Source organism: Nonomuraea sp. NPDC059194, assembly GCF_042754765.1.
In the GTDB taxonomy this organism is placed as follows: Bacteria; Actinomycetota; Actinomycetes; order Streptosporangiales; family Streptosporangiaceae; genus Nonomuraea.
In genome coordinates, this window is sequence record NZ_JBHZBH010000002.1 from 261,523 (window position 1) to 278,694 (window position 17,172).

The following is a 17,172-nucleotide window of genomic DNA, read 5'->3' on the forward strand; positions in this document are numbered from 1 at the left end:
CTCCTCAGCCCAGGTCGATGTGCTCCACGTCCTCGTGCCGCTCCTCGCGGGGCCTTCGGGGGGAGCTCGGACGGCTCAGCGCGTCGAGCGCCTGGCGGAAGGCGGCGAACAGCTCTCCGCCTGCGGCCATCAGGTGCCCGGTCACGTCGGACCCCGACTCCTTCTGCGCGGCGATGGCCCTGCAGACCGGGCACGCGCGGCAGATGTACTCGCCTTCGGGGTGTTCGGAGACGGCCTCGCCCCACACGTCCTTGTCACGCTCACGGCCGCCACCGCCGCCGGTGAACGAATTGATCACCGTCTTGCCCACCTGGCGGGTCGCGCGCCCCTGCAGCGCGTCGAACAGCTTGCGCGCCTCGTCGGCGACCGTGCCGATGGGGTCCGTCCTGATGGGGTCTCTGTCGTTGCTCTCAGTCATCTCGCCCTCCTGCCACGAACCGTACCCGGAGGCGGCCCTCGCGGAGCACCGCGCCGCTGACCTTCCTGCGGGCCAGCGCCGTGGGCAGGGCCAGGATCCTGCGGTACGGCCCTGCCGTGACGATCAGCTCGTCGCCCTTGCGGGCCAGGTCGACCTCGGCCCTGTCGGCTCCCGGCAGGGCCAGGGACAGCTCGTGCCCGTCGAAGATCAGCGGCGGCTCGACGGCGGGGTCGGCGAACGGATCGCTACCGGCGTACAGGCCCTCGCCCACCTCGGCCAGGGCGTCGACGCCGACGGGCTCGCCGGGAAGGTAGGGGACGACGTGGACGGGCAGCGGCGCGAACGACTCCTCGGCCTCGGCCAGCAGCTTGGACTGCGCCCGCACCCACTGCGAGCGCCAGGCGTCGGCGTCGTCGGCGGGGAAGACGCGGTTGGCGATCACGGCGTCGACGCGGTAGCCGTACAGGTTGAGGGAGGTGAGCGTGCGCCTGGCCTCGGCGAGCACCACCGACTCCGGCGTCATCACCAGCCTGACGGAGGCGGATGCGCCCGTGAGCAGCTCACGCACCTCCATGAGGCCACGGTGGAACCGCTCGCCCGCGCTCACGACCTCGTCGCCGGGGGTGCTGACGTGGGCCAGGCCGCGCACGAACGGGGCCACGACCTTCATCAGCCTGCGCCCCACGGGCAGCAGGCGGGAGACGTGCCAGTCGAGCGCCTCAGGCAGCGCCAGCAGGCGCAGCGTCTCGGCGGTCGGCGCGCAGTCGACGACGACCACGTCCCAGCGGCCCGACCTGGCCTGCTCGCGCAGCTCCAGCAGCGCGATGACCTCCTCGGCGCCCGGCAGGACGGTGACCTCCTCGGAGGTGATCTCGTCGAGGCCGAGCTCGGCGAACAGGCCCCTGGCGTAGTCCTGCAGCTCTCCCCAGTGGCGTTCGAGCGACTTCTGGGTGTCGACCTGGTGGAGGTGGAGGCCGGGCTCGATCTCCACGGGCTGGTCGCCCACGCTGACGTCGAGCGCGTCGGCCAGCGAGTGCGCGGTGTCGGTGGAGACGACCAGCGTCTTCAGCCCGCGCCTGGCGGCCAGCGTCGCCGTGGCCGCCGCCACCGTGGTCTTCCCGACGCCGCCCTTACCGGTGAAGAGCAGAACCCTCATCGGCCTTCGACGCGCTTCTTCAGGCCCTTGAGCGCCGTGTCGACGATGACCTTCTCGGCCTTGCGCTTGATCATGCCGATCATCGGGACCTTCAGGTCGACCGCCAGCTCGTAGGTCACCTCGGTGGCGCCGCCCCGATCGGCCAGGGTGTAGCTGCCCTTCAGCTCGCGCACCATCGTGCCCGACTCGACGACCTGCCAGCTGACGCTCTGGTCGTCGGACCATTCGTAGCCGAGGGTGTAGGTGTCGCTGATCACCCCCGCGTCGAGCACGAAGCGCACGGTCTGCGGGCGGCCTTCGCCGTTGGTCGTCAGAACCTCGGCGGACTTCACCTGGCCGGCCCATTCGGGGTAGGCGGGGAAGTCGGCGACGACGGTCATCACGCGGGTGCGGTCGGCGTCGATGGTGATGCTCGACGTGGTGCGATCAGCCATGCGACAACGGTACCGGTCGGGTCACCATTCGAGGACGTACGGGACGCCCTTTCCACGGAAATGACCGACGTTCACGCATTCGGTCCTGCCGATCCTGGTACGCGCGTAGAGCGGCTGGTGCACGTGGCCGAAGAGCGCGTATCGGGGCTGGGTCCGCCTGATCGCCGCCAGCGTCGCCTCGCTGCCCCGCTCGTAGCGCCTGGCGACCACGTCGTACAGCAGCTCGGGCACCGCGGGAGGGATGTGGCAGCACAGGACGTCGACCTCGCCGACCGCCTCCACCTTCGCGGCGAACTCCTCGTCGCTGATCTCGTACGGCGTGCGGTAGGGCGTGCGCAGCCCTCCCCCGACGAACCCGAACCTGAGCCCGCCGATCTCCGTGGTCTGCCCGTCGAGCACCTGGAGCCCTGGCTTGAGGTAGTCGCCCCACAGCCTGGGCAGGTCGACGTTGCCGTAGGTGAGGTAGGCGGGCGTCGGCATGGCCTCGAACAACCGCGCGTACTGCTCCCTGACGATCGGCTCGATGTGGTCGCGCGGATCGCCGCCGAGCCCCGCCCACAGCCGCGCCGACAGCCGCCTGGCCTCGTCGAAGCGCTTGGCGGTGCGCAGCGCGATGAACTCGGCCGCGTTCTCCGCCCCGAACAGGTCGGGGAAGATGCCCTGCGCGTGGTCGTCGTAGTCGATGAACAAGATCAGGTCGCCCAGGCAGATCAGCGCGTCGGCGCCGTCGCCCGCGCGGGCCAGCGCGTCGACGCTTCCGTGGACATCGCTCACGACATGCACCCGCATACGGCACACCCTAACCGCGCACCCTAACCGTGGGGCCTCGTGGCTCGTGCGGCGCAGCGCCATCCGGCTGCTAGCGTGATGAACGCCCTAGATAACGCCTATGTGACGAGGCTACCCACGCGTAACTTAACGCGGTAGCGTCCCTGCTCGTCCCATCAGCGTGCACCCGGAGGAGTGATCCGTGCGCGAGTACAGCGTCCCCGTCCTGGTGGATGTCCCGCTAACCGCCAACTGCACCGACACGGTCTTCCGGCGAGGCGAGCAGGAGCCCGGGGCGGTCGTGATGCGCAAGAAGGCCGGCGACAGCTGGCCCGCCGTCACCGCTCGCGAGTTCCGTGACGAGGTCGCCGCGCTGGCCAAGGGCCTCATCGCGGCGGGGATCGAGCCGGGCGACCGCATCGCGTTGATGTCGCGCACGCGCTACGAGTGGACCGTCATCGACTACGCCATCTGGGCGGCGGGCGCGGTCAGCGTGCCGGTCTACGAGACCTCCTCCACCGACCAGGTCGCGTGGATCCTGTCCGACAGCGGCGCCAAGGCCGCCTTCGTCGAACTCGACACCCACGAGGAGACCGTCAGGGCGGCGCAGCCCTCGCTCGCGAACGTCTGGCGGGTGGAGGAGATCGCCTCCCTCACCGGGCCCGACGTCTCCGACGAGACGCTCGAGGCCCGCCGTACCTCCCGGCATGGCGCGGACCTGGCGACGATCATCTACACCTCAGGCACCACGGGCAGGCCGAAGGGCTGCCGGCTCACCCACGACAACCTGATCTTCACCTCGATCAACGTGGCCCGTGGTCCGCTGGAGCAGCTGTTCGAGGTGCCGGGCAGGGCCGCGCTGCTGTTCCTGCCGCTGGCGCACGTGTTCGCCAGGGTGATCCAGATCGTGCTCGTCGAGACGGGCACCGTCCTGGCCCACACGCCGAACATGAAGAACGTCGCGCCCGACCTGGCCGCCTTCCAGCCCACGTTCCTGCTCGGCGTGCCCAGGGTGTTCGAGAAGGTCTACAACGGCGCCGAGCAGAAGGCCATCGCGGGCGGCAAGGGCAAGATCTTCGCCCGCGCCGCCGACGTCGCCATCGCCTACAGCAAGGCCCAGGCCGCCGGGGGCGCGCCGCTCGGCCTCCGGTTGCGGCACAAGCTCTTCGACAAGCTCGTGTACGGCAAGCTGCGCCAGGCCACCGGCGGCCGCCTGTCCGCCGCCGTCTCCGGCGGCGGCGCGCTCGGCGAGCGGCTCGGCCACTTCTTCACCGGCGTCGGCATCGAGGTGTTCGAGGGGTACGGCCTGACCGAGACCACCGCCCCCGTCTCGGTCAACATGCCGGGCGCCAACAAGATCGGCACCGTCGGCAAACCGATCCCCGGCGCGAGCGTCAAGATCGACGAGGACGGCGAGATCCTCACCAGGGGCCGCCACGTCTTCCACGGCTACTGGAACAACGACGAGGCCACCGCGGGCGCCATCGACGCCGACGGCTGGTACCACACGGGCGACGTCGGCGAGCTCGACGGCGACGGATACGTGCGGATCACCGGGCGCAAGAAGGAGATCCTGGTGACGGCGGCGGGCAAGAACATCGCGCCGGCGCCGCTGGAGGACGCGATCAGGTCGCACCCGCTGATCTCCCAGGCCATGATCGTCGGTGACGGGCGGCCGTTCGCCGCCGCCCTGATCACGCTGGACCCCGAGGCGCTGGCGCAGCGCGGGCTGTCGGTCAAGGAGGCCAGGCAGGACACGGCGGTGCTGGCGGAGGTGCAGTCGGCGGTCGACACGGCCAACGCGAGTGTGTCCAGGGCGGAGCAGATCAAGAAGTTCGTCATCCTGGACGTGGACCTGACGGAGGAGAGCGGGCACCTGACGCCGACCCTCAAGGTCAAGCGGAACCTGGTGATGCGCGACTTCGCCGCCGACATCGACGGCCTGTACGCCACCTAGCTCCTGCTGTAGGCCGCCTCGCGCAGGGTGTTGTCCAGCGCGTTGCGCGCGGCGTCGGTCAGGTTCCTGTCGTAGGTGACGACCACCGAGATCCCGTTGTCCCACATCGCGAAGAAGGAGCTGAACTGCCGCGGGGTGGTCGCCGACGATCCCCAGCTGCCGTGATGGAAGAGGTTGCGGCCCGATGCCGTACGCACCACGAACATCCCCAGCGACGCGGTCGGCTTGCGCGAGTTGGCGCGCGCGTCGATGAACCTGTGGGCCGCGGGGCTCAGCAGGCGGGCGCGGGGGTCGTAGGCGCGCGCGAACATCGCGTAGTCGACCGCCGACAGCTCCCAGCCGCCGAACGCGCCCATGGCGCGGATGCCCGCGCCGATCCTCGCCTGGGCCGCGCCGCGCGGAGCCAGCGCCATCCGCCGGCAGTAGGACTCGTACGGCTCGCGGGTGACCGACTGGATGACGAGCCCGAGGATCGCGTAGTTCATGTTGTTGTAGACCTCGCTCCTCGGCATGGTGCTGAGCGGCTGCCGCAGCGCGAGGCGGACGAGCCTCCTGTCGGAGGAGGCGGCGTTGGGGATCCCGGCCAGTCCTGCCTGGGACGGATCGACGGTGATCCGGCTGGTGTGCCGGAGCAGCTGCTCGATGGTGATGTCGCCGACCGCCCTGCTCGACCACCGTCCGGTCATCCTCCGGAAGCTGGGCGGCAGCGAGCGGAGCGGCGTGTTGAAGCGGAGCCTGCCGTCGTCGACGAGCGACATGACGCACACGCCGGTGATCGCCTTCGACAGTGAGGCGACGGGAGCGGGCGTCTCCGCCGACATCTCGTTGTAGCCGTAGGAACCGACGAGCGCGTTGTCGCGCATCACCGCGAGACCGGCGTTGGCGACCCCGTTGGCGGACATCCACCGGCTGAGAGCGGCGTTGACGCGGTCCTGGACGGTGGACCGCTGGGCGACGGCGGGGGCGGCCGGGGACATCCCGATCGCCATCGCCGCGGTGAGGGCGAGCGTCACGAAGCGCCTGGCATGCATCATTCCCCAGGGATAGCGCCCACCGCCTTCAGGATGCTTACAGCGCGCCGACCGGAGCGTCCCACCGCACGTGGTGACGTTGCTCGACGCCGAGCGCGCGCTCCGGCCTGAGGAAGGTGCGCATCGCCACCGGCATCATCATCCGCATCATCGTGATGGCGAACGGCCCGAGCGCCTTGCTGTTGTTGGTCCTGGCCGCCCGGGCCGCGACCTTCTCGACCCTGCCGCGGCGCAGCCGTACATAGGCGGAGAAGGCGGCGGGCGCGTCGGGCAGGTCGCGCAGGCAGCGGGCGAGCTGGACCGCGCTCTCCGCCGCCAGTGACGCGCCCTGGCCCGAGCTGGGCGACGGCGCGTGCACGGAGTCGCCGACCAGCACCATCCTGTCGCTGTGCCAGCGCGGGACGCTCGGCATGATCGCGACCGAGCCGAGCGCGACCAGCTCCTCCTCCCTGGTGTGCCGCAGCAGGTCGGGGCCCGGCACGTCATGGGCGTAGATCTCGTGCAGCCTGCGCAGCCACTCCCTCGCGGGCACCTCCCGCGCCTGGGACGTGGTCATCGGCGTCCGGTGGGGAAGGTTGGCGAACCAGGCGGTCCTGCCGTCGGGCTGCACCCAGTAGCCGAGGAAGCCGTGCCTGCCGAAGACGAAGTACGTGGCGTCGGCCCGGGCGGGGAGCGCGATGTCGGCCAGTCCGCCGAAGTTGAGGAGCGGGACGTGGCGCGGACCGGGCGCGGCGGGGTCGATGAGCGTGCGGACGACGGAGTTGATGCCGTCGGCGCCGACGAGGATGTCGGCGTCGGCGCTCGTCCCGTCGGCGAACCTGGCGGTGACGCCGGTGGGACTCTCGTCGGCGGCGACCAGGCGCCTGCCGTACTCGAAGGAGACGCCGCAGGCGCGGGCGTGCTCGTGCACCGCGCGGTAGAGCTGCGAGCGCCACATCGCCTGACTGGGCTGGAGGTCGCGCAGGCCGGGGAACTCGCCGATCCGCCTGCCCGCGCCGTCGTTGATGACCGTGTACGCCACGGGCTGCCCCACGGCCCTGACGGGGTCGTCGGCGCCGACGGCCCGTAACGCGTCGAGCCCGTTGGGGGCGATGGTGAGCGTGCCGCCGATGCCGTCCGCGCTGCCCGCGTAGGCCTCGAAGACGGTCGCCTCGACGCCCGCGCGGCGCAGCGCCATCGCGGTCACGGGGCCCGCGATGCCACCGCCGATGACCAGTGCCGTTCTAACCGCTGTCATGCTGACTCCCGAAGACCGTGTGCCATGTCTTGATGTAGTCGGGTTGCTGGAGCGACTCGATGAGCCGGGTGACGAAGCGGAGCTCGGCCTCCAGGACGGCGAGCCGGTACTCCTCCTCGACGAGGAAGACCCACGCGACGCCGCCGTCGGTGGCGGCCCGCACGCTTTCGCCGATCTCGCGGGTCTGCGCCTCGAGCGCGGTCGTGCGCCGTCGCAGCAGGTCGGCCGCCTCGGCCGGGTTCAGGACGCTGAGCAGCGAGAGCGCGACGCCGAAGTACGGATACTCCTCCACCGGCCTGGCGACCAGCTCGCCCAGCCAGTCGTAGAGCTCGTGCCGCCCTTCGTCGGTGAGCGCGTAGAGCGTGCGTTCCGGCCGCTCGGTGTCACGGACGGTCTCCCGCTCGACGATGAAGCCCGCCTTCGCCAGCTGCTTGACCACCATGTACAGCGAGCCCCTGTTGTACTTGAAGCTGCGGTCCTTCTCGGTCTCCTGCAGCCGCCGCCCGAGCTCGTACGGATGCATCGGCTCCATCAGCAGGAACGCCAGCACCGCCAAGGCCAGCGGGTTGGACACCTTGCGCCGGTTCTCCACTCCACCTCCATAGTTGATATCAACTATCCATTTACAGCTAGTTGATGTCAACTATCTTTGTGGCGGCGGCCGGGTCGCGCCAGGGCCTCCCCTTTTGTCCGACTGGTGCGGCAGTGCTTGACGTCATCCCTCTTGCCATGACGTCACCTTGATGCCATGATGACGTCATGGATCTGACGCAGTACATCGAGAACCTGCGCCGCGAGTTCGGCGACGCGGCCGAGGCGGCGGGCTCCGAGGCCCGCGCCACGGCCGACCGGCTCACCGGGCTGCTCGACTCGGCGCTGCGCCTCACCCTGATCGAGGTGCTATCCGAGGCCGCCGACGAGCTGACGAGAGAGATCGAGCCGGGCGTCGTCGACGTGCGAATCCGCGGCCGGCAGCCCGAGTTCGTGGTCACCATGCCGCACGCCTGGCACGCGGGCGCACCCGGCGCTCCGCAGCCCCCCACCGCGCCGCCGCCACCCGGTCCGCCCGAGCCGCCGGGTGACGCCGACCAGGGCACGGCCAGGATGACGCTCCGGCTACCCGAGGCGCTGAAGGCCCGCATCGAGCGGGCCGCCGCGACCTCGGGCGTCTCGGTCAACGCGTGGCTGGTCAGGGCGCTGTCCGGCGCCGTGTCCGAGCCCCAGCCACCCGCCCCGCCGCCCACCATCGGCCGCCGGATCAGCGGCTGGGTGAGCTGACAGCTCGTTCGTTCGTCTCTTCTTCACACCTCCGCACACCGATGGAGTTCCGTCATGCCCGCTTTTCCCACACCAGACCCCGTCTCCGTCCACGTCGACTTCCCAGCGGGCCGGCTGCGGGTCACCGCCACCGAGCGCGATGACACCCATATCGAGGTACGGCCGGCCGACCCCGCCAGCGAGACCGACGTCGAATACGCCCAGGCCGTCCTCATCGAGCACACCGACGGGCTGATCACCATCAAGGCCCCTGACCGGCCCCGGCTCAGAAGAACCCCGTCGCTCGACGTCACCATCGACCTGCCCACCCGCTCCAACCTGCGTGCGATCACGGCGTCGACCGACGTCACGGCCACGGGGCAGTTGGGCGAGGTCGAGGTCAACTGCGCCTCAGGTGACGTCACTGTGGCACACGCGGGCAGCCTCGGCGTCAAGTCCGCCTCGGGTGACGTCAGAAGTGACGTCATCGAGGGCGACGCGGTCATCAACGCCACCTCGGGCAAGGTACGGCTCGGCACGGTCCACGGCCACACCTCCGTCGTCACCGCCTCCGGCGACGTTCGCATCGACCAGGCGGGCCGCGACGTCGACAGCCGTACCGCGTCCGGAAAGCTCGTCATCAAGAACATCCGGCACGGCAAGGTGTCCGCGGAGACGGCCTCGGGCGACATCACGATCGCGATCGCAACGGGGTCGGTGGCCTGGCTCGAGGTCTCGTCGCTGTCGGGACGGGTGAAGTCCGAGCTGCGCCAGTCAGGAGAACCGGCCGAGGGCGTCGACACCGTCGAGGTGCGGGCGCGCACGCTGAGTGGCGACATTTCCATCGTCAGGGCGGAGGAACCCCGATGAACGACCAGATGAGCTACCTACTCGCCCACTCCGTGCACCGGGACCGCGTCGAGGAGGCTGAGCGCATGGTCGCCCTCCACCCGTACCGCGCGTCCCACCGCGCCACGATCCGTCACGCGATGGCGGTCCGCCTGCACCGCCTGGCCGACTCCATCGACTCGTCCCGCCCGACCCGCATCAACCCTTCCCCCTCGCGTTAACCCGCGACCCCCTTCCCGATATCCCGCAACGCCTCCACTTCCACTCAGGAACGCCTCCACTTCCACTCACGGCGGCACCCCCTCCCGTAACCGGCAACGACCTCTTTCCCGAGCCCAACCAACTCACCACACCCACCGGTCCAACCCCATCGAATCCGGCTGAGGCCCTCGGATGCCGCGCCGACTCGCCGGCCACCACGTCGGTTGAACGCTCCTCCGGGATCGTCCAGTCGGTTGAACGCTCCTCCGGGATGCTCCGAAGGATTCCAGGCCGACCCAACCGAGCGGCCACCCCACCCACCAGCCCGCCACACCCATGGTCGTCGAAACCGGATGCCACCCCAGCGGCCGCCAAGGACCAGGGGCACCCCACCAGACCGCAACCGATAAGTCCAGAGCGCTCCAGCTGGCCTGGCCGACCTAAGCCACTACGCGCGCGGTCGTCGACCCAGAGGCCACCCCCGGCAGCCCTGAGGGACTCGTGGTGCCACGCCGGGCCACAACCGATATGTCCTGTCAGAGGACCCCAGCCGACCCCCAGCCGAACAGCAACGCCACCAGTGTCGGCGCCAGTGTCCCCCGGCGCCCTAAGGACCAGTGCAACCGCTCCGGGTCAGAGGAGGGTGTGGAAGCGGGTGGCGATGTGCTCCCAGTTCCATTCGCTGGAAACCCACTCCCTGCCCCGCTCCCCCATCTTCCGTGCCCGCTCGGGGTCGCCCAGCAGGTCGACGAGCGCTGCCGCCACCTCGTCCACCGACCTGCCGTCCACCACGAGTCCGGTCTCGCCGTGCCGTACCGCGTCCGGAGCACCGCCGGACGCTCCCGCGACGACAGGAAGCCCGGTGGCGGAGGCCTCCAGGAACACGATCCCCAATCCCTCGACGTCGATCCCGCCCAGCCGTGTCCTGCACGGCATGGCGAAGACGTCGCCCACCGCGTAGTACGAGGGCAGCAGAGAAGGGGGCACGATCCCGGTGAACCGTACCGACCCGCCGAGGGGCGCCGCCATGCGGGTCAACCGCCGCCGGTCGGGCCCGCCGCCCACGATGAGCAGCACCGCGGCGGGGACGGCCCTCAGCACCTGCGGCCATGCTCTGATCAGCTGGTCCTGTCCTTTGCGCGGCACGAGCCTCGACACGCACACCACGACAGGTCTGTCCTGTAGTCCGAGCGTCCGTCGTAGTTTCGCGGCGTCCACCGAAGGATGGAAGAGGGACGGGTCGACACCTGGCGTGAGCCGTACGAGCTTGGCGGGAGGCACCACCGCCGCGAGCCGGGCGTGGGTGTAGGACCCCAGGTAGGTGACCACGTCGGCGTGGGCGCCGATCCGCCGCATCAGCGGGCGGAACAGCGGCGAGGACTCGTGCCCGTGGGTGAGCATGACGATCCGGCGCGCTCCGGCCGCGCGCAGGCGGGGCGCGAGGAGGCCGAGAGGGGCGGCGGCCCCGAACACGACGGTGTCGGCGCGGTGGGCGGCCACGAGCCTGGCCGCCCTCCGCGCCACGGCCGGTGCGGGAAGCATGAGTGAGGTGGGGTGCCTGACGACCGGGTACGGCTGGCGCCGGTCGAACTCCTCGCATCCGCGCCACCGTGGGGCGTAGACCAGGACCGAGGGGGTGCGAAGGGCGAGCCCGTGCACGAACGACTGGATACCGCCCGGCCGGGGCGGGAAGTCGTTCGTGACGATGAGGACCCTGGTCATACCTGAACCTCGTTCGCGAGGGCGGCCCTGACCCCAAGACGAACACCGTTCGCGAGGGGAGCCTTGCACGGGCGACGAACAGCATTCGCGAGGAGAACGCCGCTCGCGCGTCGAACACTGGTCGTGGAAGGAACGCCACTCGCGCGACGAACACTGGTCGTGGAAGGAACGCCACTCGCACTACAAAACATCGGTCGTAGCAGGAACGCCGGGCGCGACCACGAACCCCGCTCGGACAACGAACATCGTTCGCGCAGAGGCTCGAGACGAACTCTGGTCGTGAGACCGAGAACCCCCCTCGCGTGACGAACACCGGTCACGGGAAGGGCCGGGTTCACGGGGCGTTCATGAGCTCCCATGAGCGGGCCATGGCGATGCGTTGGGGTGCGGTCGGGTGCGAGGCATAGAGCACATATTCCACAGCATCAGGCGACAAGTCCGAAATGTTGGTAACGGCAAGCCGCTTTTGCATGGCGATGAACGTCCCAGGGTCCCTGGTCAGGTCGAGCGCGTGCAGGTCGGCTCTGGCCTCGACGTGACGGCTGACGACGTTCTGCGCGGGCCCGGACAGCACGGTCGCCAGCGAGAGGAAGCCCATGATGGCCCCCACCGCCAGCGGATCCGAGAGCGGCCGCCGCCACAACGGGGCCAGGCAGAACAGCAGCACCGCCCCGAAGGCCGCGCCGAGCCCGCCCACGAGCGTGCCGTTGAGCACGTCGTTGTACTTGGCGTGCCCCAGCTCGTGCGCGATGATCAGCTCCACCTCCTTCTCCGGCGCGGCGAGCAGCGTGTCGTAGACGACGATCCTGCGCGTGGCGCCGAACCCTGACACGTAGGCGTTGAGCGCGGTGGTCCTTCGTGAGGCGTCGGCGACGAGTACGTCCTCGACGGGCACGTCGGCCCGCTTCGCCAGGTCGAGCAGGTCGGTGCGCAGCTGTCCTGCGGGCATCGGGGCGAAGTCGTTGAAGATCGGCTCGAAGACGACGGGGTAGATGAAGGAGGTGGCAAGCGTCAGCACGAACGCGCCGACGGCCGCCGGGATCCACCACCGCTTGAAACGCCTGGCCAGGCCGACGATCGCCAGCACCATGACGGACAGCAGCGCGACGCGCACCCCGATCGACTTCAGCCTGTCGCCGGTCCAGCTCCCCCAGTTCTGGGTGGACAGCCCGAAGTCGCGCAGCTCGGTCTCGAACCACATGCCGAGCGGCCAGCGCAGCACCTCGACGACGGCGGTCAGCACGAGGACGCCGAGGACGACCCGCAGCCACCACGGTCCCTTGACCCTGCGGACCAGGCGCGCGCCGAGGGGGGTGGCCACGAGCAGCCCCGCGAAGAAGACGGTCAACCCGAGCGACAGGTAGGAGGGCACGCTGGTGGCCGCGTCGAAGGCGCGGGAGCGGGCGATCTCGGCGGCGGTGAAGTCGTGTGCGGGGTCGGGCGACACGGAGGGCGCGCCGGCCATGAGGTCCCATGGTGTGGTGAGCGCGACGACCGCGAGGATCGCCACCCCGAGCACCGCCAGCGCGATGCCCCCGATGCCCGCCTGCCGGTCCAGCCGCCTCATCCGCTTTCCCCCATATCGGTCAGCTCGTTCCGGACATACTCCCGCCAGTGCGCGGTCAGCGTGGGGACCGACAGGCCCAGCGACGCGAGCGCCTGGCCGAGATCCTTTCCGGCAGCCCGATAGTAGAGGTCGACGAGCGCCTGCGTGCCGTACCGGATGGCGATCAGGCGGCTGGCCAGCCACGCCTCCTGGTAGACCTGCGCGAGGCGGGGCGCGCCCGGCGCGAAGTCGGCGTCGGCGGGCAGCGCGGCGGGCAGCCGTCCCGCGCGCGCCTCAGCGGCCAGTTCGGCTGCCGCGACCCGCGTGGGGAGCCCCGAGCGCAGGTAGCCGACGTAGTCGGCGAGCCCCTCCCGCAGCCACACAGGCCGCCCTCCCACGCCACCGGCCACTCGGGTGAGCTCAGGCGCGCGTACGGCATCGCCTGCCCCGGCGGAGATTCGGGCGGGCTCGGGCGCGCGTACGGCGTCGCCTGCCTCAGCCACCACGCGTGGCGCGTCCCCAGCGGCCAAGGGGGTGAGTTCGGGGGCGCGGGCGGCGTCGCCTGCCGCTGCGGCCACGTGGGTGAGTTCGTGGGCGAGGACGACGTCGCGGCCGACGGGCGTCAGGCGCGCGAACGCGTCGGGCAGGACGATCACCCGCCCCGCCGAGGCCAGCGCGGCCAGTCCATCGACGGATCCGGTGCCCGCGAGCGCGACCGCCTCGGCGGTGGTCCGGGGCACCAGCACCACCGGCCGTACGGCACGCCGCAGCACAGTGGAGACGGTCAGCGCCGCCGTATCGGCCCGGGAGGCCAGGTCACGCAGGAGGGCGGCCTCGGCGTGGTGGCCGACGACGAGCGAGCGCGGGCCGTACGCCAGGGTGACGCCTGACTCCCAGACCCCTCTGGCCTCGGGCGGCAGCCGTCGGCCCGCCGACCCCGCCACCGTGCAGATCGCCGGGCAGGCCAGCGCGGCCGCCAGCAGCGTTCTGCGGGTCACCACGGCTGCGATGCTAGCCCGAACACGCCGGAGCCCCGTCCAAGGGGGGTGGACGGGGCTCCGGGCGTCCGGCTCAGCCGCCGGGGCGGACCGCGCCGGCGAAGGAGGCCTTGCGCCAGCCGTTGAGCCTCTCGATCCGCACGGTCTTGCCAGTGCTCGGCGAGTGGATCATACGGCCGTTGCCGACGAACATGCCCACGTGGCCCTTCCCGCGGAAGAACATCAGGTCACCTGGCTTGAGGTTGCTCCACGTGACCTTCCTCTTGATGCGCGCGTACTGGCTGTACGTCACGCGCGGGATCTTGATGCCGGCCTTGGCCCAGGCGTACTGGACCAGTCCTGAGCAGTCGAAAGCGCCTGGGCCCGTGCCGCCGAAGCGGTAGGGGTCACCGAGCTGCTTTTTCGCCGCGGCGACGGCCTTGGCGGCCTTCACCTTCTGCCGAGCGGTGCTGGTCTGCCGCTTCGCCGTGGACGTCGACGTCGCGGCCGTCTTCACGGTGCTCACCGCGTTGACGGTCACGCTCGCCTGTGCCGTGGGTGCGTGGAGGACGACTCCTCCCATCGCCGCCACGACGCCGCTCAGGGCAAGGCAGGACAGACGGGTTTTCTTGACGGGGGTAGACAGAACGTCTCCTTGGGACTTCCACGAATGCCTACCGGGTTAGCTGACGGGTTCGGGCGTGGAAGTCGCCCTTCCGGCCCTCAGGCCGGATTCACCCCAGGAACGTGGGTCCCCGGCTCCGTGCTCCATGCCGCACGGACTCGGCAGGTCGGTCCGCGCACGACAGAGGGGGGACTCGGCGCGGCGACCAGCGGATCTTTATGCGTGCTCACCGGACACGCCTGGCGCCGGTGAACGTTGCGGGCGCCATGGCTTGGTCGCCGCGATGGGAGAAAGTACCCAAACGGCCAACGGCGGGCAAAGCCGAAGTAAAGCTGTCAAGATCACCGACCCATACTTGTCAGAACGGGATCCGCTGCTCCAGGAAACGCTCCGTTATCCGAAAGTGACGCTACTCACACTTGGACAAATGGCGACTTGTCAGGTCCCATCTGTCACTCAAGTCACACCCGTAACAGGGGTAGGTACGGCCTCGGCCTCGCACCGAGAGCGGTCGATGTCAGCCAGGGCACTACGGGCGGATGGCGCCGACGAGTCGCCTGCCGTAGGCGGACAGGGGGACGATCTTCACCACGTCCCCCGTCTGCGGCGCGTGCACGATCTTGCCGCCGCCCGCGTAGATGCTCACGTGCCCGAGGCCCTCGCTGAAGATGAGGTCGCCGGGCTGCAACGCGTCGAGGGAGACCCTGCGCTTGGCGCCCCACGCCCACTGCTCCCAGGTGGTGCGCGGCAGCGACACGCCGCCCGCCCGCCACGAGGCCTGGGTCAGGCCGGAGCAGTCCCAGCCGCCGGGGCCCGTCCCGCCGTACTGGTACGGCTTGCCGACCTGCGCGTAGGCGAAGGTGAGCACGGAGGCCGCGTTGCCGGAGGCCGAGCCCGTGTACTTGATGCCGGTGCTGTTCGGGTTGCCCACCTTGTAGGCGCCGAGCCTGCGCAGCAGCTTCTCCTGCTGCTCGATCAACTCGAGGACCTTGTCCTTTTCCGACTTGACCTCGTCGCGCAGCTTGTCCGCCTCGGTGAGCGCGTCCTGGGCCTTCTCCTTGTCGGCCTTGAGCTGGCGGTTCTCGTCGTCGAAGACCGCGAGGGTCTGCGCGCGCTCGGCCGTCATCTGGTCGATGAGCGCCATGCTGCCGAGGGTGGCCGTGGGGTCGGCGTCGCCCAGCATCGAGGTCCAGGCGGTCATGTCGACGCCCTGGTAGGCGTTGACGGCCATGCCGACGACCTCGGCCCGCAGGCCCGCCACCTTGGCCACCTTGGTCTTGTACCTGGTGTTGAGACCGGTGAAGGTCTTCTTCGCCTTCTTGTACTTCTCGGTGGCGGTGTTGTACCTGTCGACGACCTTGTCGGCCTTGTCGTTGAGCTTTTCGAGTTTGGCCTTCGCCTGCGCGATCGTCGGTTTGGGATCGGCGACCGCGCCGTCCAGAGGCAGGAGGAGAGCCCCGATCGAGAGACCCACAGCCACCGGTACCCGGCCAAACCTCACAGCTACACGCCTCCCAGTGATCACGCCTGGGGCGAAATAGTACAGAAGCGTTGCCTACCGGCTCAAAATGTCACCCAAGTTGTGACCTAGGCACGGCCAAGACGGCGCAGGAGCAGCGCCGACTGCACGGGCCGCGCGCCCATCCTGCGCACCGACTCGGCCACCTCGCGGTCGGAGGAGACCACCGCGATCGCCCTGCCCTGCGGCTCGGCCCTGACGAGCTGGCGGATCAGGTCGTCGGCGATCTCGCCTGGCGCGCTGAACATCACCCGCACCCCGCGCGGCGCCACGACCTGCACCGGCGCGTTGAGCTCCGCGCCGTCGAAGACCACGGTCACCTCGACCCTGGTCTGCGCGACCAGGCCGCCGAGGCCGGTCATCAGCCGGTTGCGCTGGTCGGCGAGGGTGAGCGTGCCGTACCCCGTCTTGGTCACGTTGTAGCCGTCGATGATCAGGTGCACCTGCGGCAGCGCCATCAGCTGGTCGAGCAGCTGCGGATCGTCGTCGGCCAGCGCTCTGGCGGGCACGCCCCGCACCGTGGGCGCGCCCGGCGTGACGGCCGCCACCGAGTCGGCGGGCCGGCTGATCGTGGTGGGCAGGGCCAGCTCCCTGCGCAGCCCGGCGGAGGCGTCCTGGAGCGCGTCGAGCAGCACCCTGATCCTGGAGTCCTCGACGCTGCGGCCCTCGCGGGCGGCCCTGCGGGAGGCTTCGAGCTGCCGTTCGACATCGGCCAGGCGTTCCTTCAACCGGCGCAGCTCCGACTCGCCCGCGCTGCCGGCCGTGGACGCGGCCAGCTTGGCCTCCTCCGCCGCGTGGGCCATGTCGGCGGCGAGCCGGTCGGCGGCCTTGAGCCGTTCTCTGGCGTCGTGGAGTTTGCGCCGCAGGTCGGAGTTCTCGGCCCGGGCCGCTCTGAGCTGCTCGCGCAGCTTTTCGGCCTCTTCCTTGGCGGCGGTCTTCTGGGTGGCCAGCTGCTCGCGCAGCCTGGCGACCGTCGCCTCCTGGGCCGAGCCCTCGGCGGCGACGGCCGACTTCTCGAGGTCGGCGCGCGCCGTCTCCACCATTTCCGCCCAGCCGGGTGGCCTGGTCAGATAGGCTGCCGCCGCGACCAGCACGGGGTCGGCGGCGGGTGGCACGTTGCCCTCGGCCAGCGAAGCGATCAGCTCTGGCCAGCCCTTCTCGATCGACTCGGCGACGGCCTCGCGAAACTTCTTGTCGGTCTCCAGCTGGGCGGCGATGGGCGCGCCACCGAGTTTGGCGCGTTTACGGGGGTCGAACTTGGCGATGCCGCGCAGCGGTTGCGGGACGGCGGTGGCCGGCATCGTGCCGAGCAGCTGCGCCGCCAGGTCCACCACGTTGAGCCTCACCTGCTCAGGAAGTGGACGAGACAGGCCTTCACCGGCTGAGCTCATCCCACTGCCTCTCATGACCCTTCGCGATTGCGCTACTCACCAAGGGTAAGGCTGTCCCGCACATGTCCGTGTCGTGACTCACAT

General features: G+C 70.3%; 17 protein-coding genes and 1 riboswitch. Of the genes, 4 read left to right on the forward strand and 13 right to left on the reverse strand.

Annotated elements, in window-relative coordinates:
* Positions 1-4: 4 nt before the first annotated feature.
* Genes ACFXJ8_RS03930 through ACFXJ8_RS03945 form a run of 4 tightly spaced genes read right to left on the reverse strand, consistent with a single transcriptional unit; the run spans position 5 to position 2,797 of the window.
* The gene (locus ACFXJ8_RS03930) at positions 5-418 is read right to left on the reverse strand and encodes a hypothetical protein (protein WP_379642283.1); all 414 of its coding nucleotides are present in this window, start codon (positions 416-418) and stop codon (positions 5-7) included.
* Positions 411-1,574 (reverse strand): ArsA family ATPase, encoded by a 1,164-nt coding sequence (locus tag ACFXJ8_RS03935; protein ID WP_379642284.1) that lies wholly within the window; start codon positions 1,572-1,574, stop codon positions 411-413. Before ACFXJ8_RS03935 ends, ACFXJ8_RS03930 begins: the two co-directional genes overlap by 8 nt.
* Positions 1,571-2,008 carry an SRPBCC family protein gene (locus tag ACFXJ8_RS03940; protein WP_379642285.1) on the reverse strand — a complete coding sequence of 146 codons (438 nt, stop codon included), beginning with the start codon at positions 2,006-2,008 and terminating at the stop codon, positions 1,571-1,573. The genes ACFXJ8_RS03935 and ACFXJ8_RS03940 overlap by 4 nt, the downstream gene beginning before the upstream one ends.
* Before the next feature lie 21 nt (positions 2,009-2,029).
* Positions 2,030-2,797, reverse strand: coding sequence for a metallophosphoesterase (locus ACFXJ8_RS03945; protein WP_379642286.1), 768 nt, complete (start codon positions 2,795-2,797; stop codon positions 2,030-2,032).
* Positions 2,798-2,978: 181 nt separating this feature from the next.
* On the opposite strand from ACFXJ8_RS03945, the gene ACFXJ8_RS03950 reads away from it, so the two are divergent.
* On the forward strand, positions 2,979-4,733 hold the full coding sequence (locus ACFXJ8_RS03950) for an AMP-dependent synthetase/ligase (protein ID WP_379642287.1): 1,755 nt from the start codon (positions 2,979-2,981) through the stop codon (positions 4,731-4,733).
* On the opposite strand, the gene ACFXJ8_RS03955 is transcribed toward ACFXJ8_RS03950, so the two are convergent.
* The 3 genes from ACFXJ8_RS03955 to ACFXJ8_RS03965 are packed head-to-tail and all read right to left on the reverse strand — an operon-like array spanning position 4,730 to position 7,593.
* A complete protein-coding gene (locus ACFXJ8_RS03955; RefSeq protein WP_379642288.1) occupies positions 4,730-5,767 on the reverse strand; it encodes a serine hydrolase domain-containing protein in 1,038 nt (345 codons plus the stop codon). The two genes, ACFXJ8_RS03950 and ACFXJ8_RS03955, sit on opposite strands and share 4 nt — an antisense overlap.
* A gap of 34 nt (positions 5,768-5,801) precedes the next feature.
* Complete coding sequence (locus ACFXJ8_RS03960; RefSeq protein WP_379642289.1) at positions 5,802-7,001, reverse strand: FAD-dependent oxidoreductase; 1,200 nt, start codon at positions 6,999-7,001, stop codon at positions 5,802-5,804.
* The gene (locus ACFXJ8_RS03965) at positions 6,988-7,593 is read right to left on the reverse strand and encodes a PadR family transcriptional regulator (protein WP_379642290.1); all 606 of its coding nucleotides are present in this window, start codon (positions 7,591-7,593) and stop codon (positions 6,988-6,990) included. The genes ACFXJ8_RS03960 and ACFXJ8_RS03965 overlap by 14 nt, the downstream gene beginning before the upstream one ends.
* Before the next feature lie 167 nt (positions 7,594-7,760).
* On the opposite strand from ACFXJ8_RS03965, the gene ACFXJ8_RS03970 reads away from it, so the two are divergent.
* Genes ACFXJ8_RS03970 through ACFXJ8_RS03980 form a run of 3 tightly spaced genes read left to right on the forward strand, consistent with a single transcriptional unit; the run spans position 7,761 to position 9,328 of the window.
* Positions 7,761-8,279, forward strand: a complete 519-nt coding sequence (locus ACFXJ8_RS03970; protein WP_379642291.1) for a toxin-antitoxin system HicB family antitoxin — start codon at positions 7,761-7,763, stop codon at positions 8,277-8,279.
* 54 nt (positions 8,280-8,333) lie between these two features.
* Positions 8,334-9,128, forward strand: a complete 795-nt coding sequence (locus ACFXJ8_RS03975) for a DUF4097 domain-containing protein (RefSeq protein WP_379642292.1) — start codon at positions 8,334-8,336, stop codon at positions 9,126-9,128.
* Entirely contained in the window at positions 9,125-9,328 is a 204-nt protein-coding gene (locus tag ACFXJ8_RS03980; protein ID WP_379642293.1) for a hypothetical protein, read from the forward strand. Before ACFXJ8_RS03975 ends, ACFXJ8_RS03980 begins: the two co-directional genes overlap by 4 nt.
* Positions 9,329-9,941: 613 nt before the next feature.
* Here ACFXJ8_RS03980 and ACFXJ8_RS03985 read toward each other — a convergent pair.
* From ACFXJ8_RS03985 to ACFXJ8_RS04010, 6 genes are all read right to left on the reverse strand, one after another.
* Positions 9,942-11,030, reverse strand: coding sequence for a glycosyltransferase family 4 protein (locus ACFXJ8_RS03985; protein WP_379642294.1), 1,089 nt, complete (start codon positions 11,028-11,030; stop codon positions 9,942-9,944).
* A 334-nt stretch (positions 11,031-11,364) separates the two neighbouring features.
* Positions 11,365-12,597 (reverse strand): M48 family metallopeptidase, encoded by a 1,233-nt coding sequence (locus ACFXJ8_RS03990; RefSeq protein WP_379642295.1) that lies wholly within the window; start codon positions 12,595-12,597, stop codon positions 11,365-11,367.
* On the reverse strand, positions 12,594-13,577 hold the full coding sequence (locus ACFXJ8_RS03995) for a hypothetical protein (RefSeq protein WP_379642296.1): 984 nt from the start codon (positions 13,575-13,577) through the stop codon (positions 12,594-12,596). The genes ACFXJ8_RS03990 and ACFXJ8_RS03995 overlap by 4 nt, the downstream gene beginning before the upstream one ends.
* 70 nt (positions 13,578-13,647) lie before the next feature.
* Positions 13,648-14,079, reverse strand: coding sequence for a C40 family peptidase (locus tag ACFXJ8_RS04000; RefSeq protein ID WP_379642297.1), 432 nt, complete (start codon positions 14,077-14,079; stop codon positions 13,648-13,650).
* A 130-nt stretch (positions 14,080-14,209) separates the two neighbouring features.
* A riboswitch (cyclic di-AMP (ydaO/yuaA leader) is annotated at positions 14,210-14,352 on the reverse strand.
* A 355-nt stretch (positions 14,353-14,707) separates the two neighbouring features.
* On the reverse strand, positions 14,708-15,658 hold the full coding sequence (locus ACFXJ8_RS04005) for an NlpC/P60 family protein (RefSeq protein ID WP_379642298.1): 951 nt from the start codon (positions 15,656-15,658) through the stop codon (positions 14,708-14,710).
* A gap of 107 nt (positions 15,659-15,765) precedes the next feature.
* Positions 15,766-17,043: an NYN domain-containing protein gene (locus tag ACFXJ8_RS04010; RefSeq protein ID WP_379642299.1), complete on the reverse strand. Its 1,278-nt coding sequence runs from the start codon at positions 17,041-17,043 to the stop codon at positions 15,766-15,768.
* Positions 17,044-17,172: the final 129 nt, after the last annotated feature.

Excerpts from the sequence above, each read along its gene's own strand:
- ACFXJ8_RS03930 (WP_379642283.1), bottom strand. The coding sequence starts at position 418 with ATGACTGAGAGCAACGACAGAGACCCCATCAGGACGGACCCCATCGGC.
- ACFXJ8_RS03935 (WP_379642284.1), bottom strand. The coding sequence starts at position 1,574 with ATGAGGGTTCTGCTCTTCACCGGTAAGGGCGGCGTCGGGAAGACCACG.
- ACFXJ8_RS03940 (WP_379642285.1), bottom strand. The coding sequence starts at position 2,008 with ATGGCTGATCGCACCACGTCGAGCATCACCATCGACGCCGACCGCACC.
- ACFXJ8_RS03945 (WP_379642286.1), bottom strand. The coding sequence starts at position 2,797 with ATGCGGGTGCATGTCGTGAGCGATGTCCACGGAAGCGTCGACGCGCTG.
- ACFXJ8_RS03955 (WP_379642288.1), bottom strand. The coding sequence starts at position 5,767 with ATGATGCATGCCAGGCGCTTCGTGACGCTCGCCCTCACCGCGGCGATG.
- ACFXJ8_RS03960 (WP_379642289.1), bottom strand. The coding sequence starts at position 7,001 with ATGACAGCGGTTAGAACGGCACTGGTCATCGGCGGTGGCATCGCGGGC.
- ACFXJ8_RS03970 (WP_379642291.1), top strand. The coding sequence starts at position 7,761 with ATGGATCTGACGCAGTACATCGAGAACCTGCGCCGCGAGTTCGGCGAC.
- ACFXJ8_RS03975 (WP_379642292.1), top strand. The coding sequence starts at position 8,334 with ATGCCCGCTTTTCCCACACCAGACCCCGTCTCCGTCCACGTCGACTTC.
- ACFXJ8_RS03980 (WP_379642293.1), top strand. The coding sequence starts at position 9,125 with ATGAACGACCAGATGAGCTACCTACTCGCCCACTCCGTGCACCGGGAC.
- ACFXJ8_RS03985 (WP_379642294.1), bottom strand. The coding sequence starts at position 11,030 with ATGACCAGGGTCCTCATCGTCACGAACGACTTCCCGCCCCGGCCGGGC.
- ACFXJ8_RS03990 (WP_379642295.1), bottom strand. The coding sequence starts at position 12,597 with ATGAGGCGGCTGGACCGGCAGGCGGGCATCGGGGGCATCGCGCTGGCG.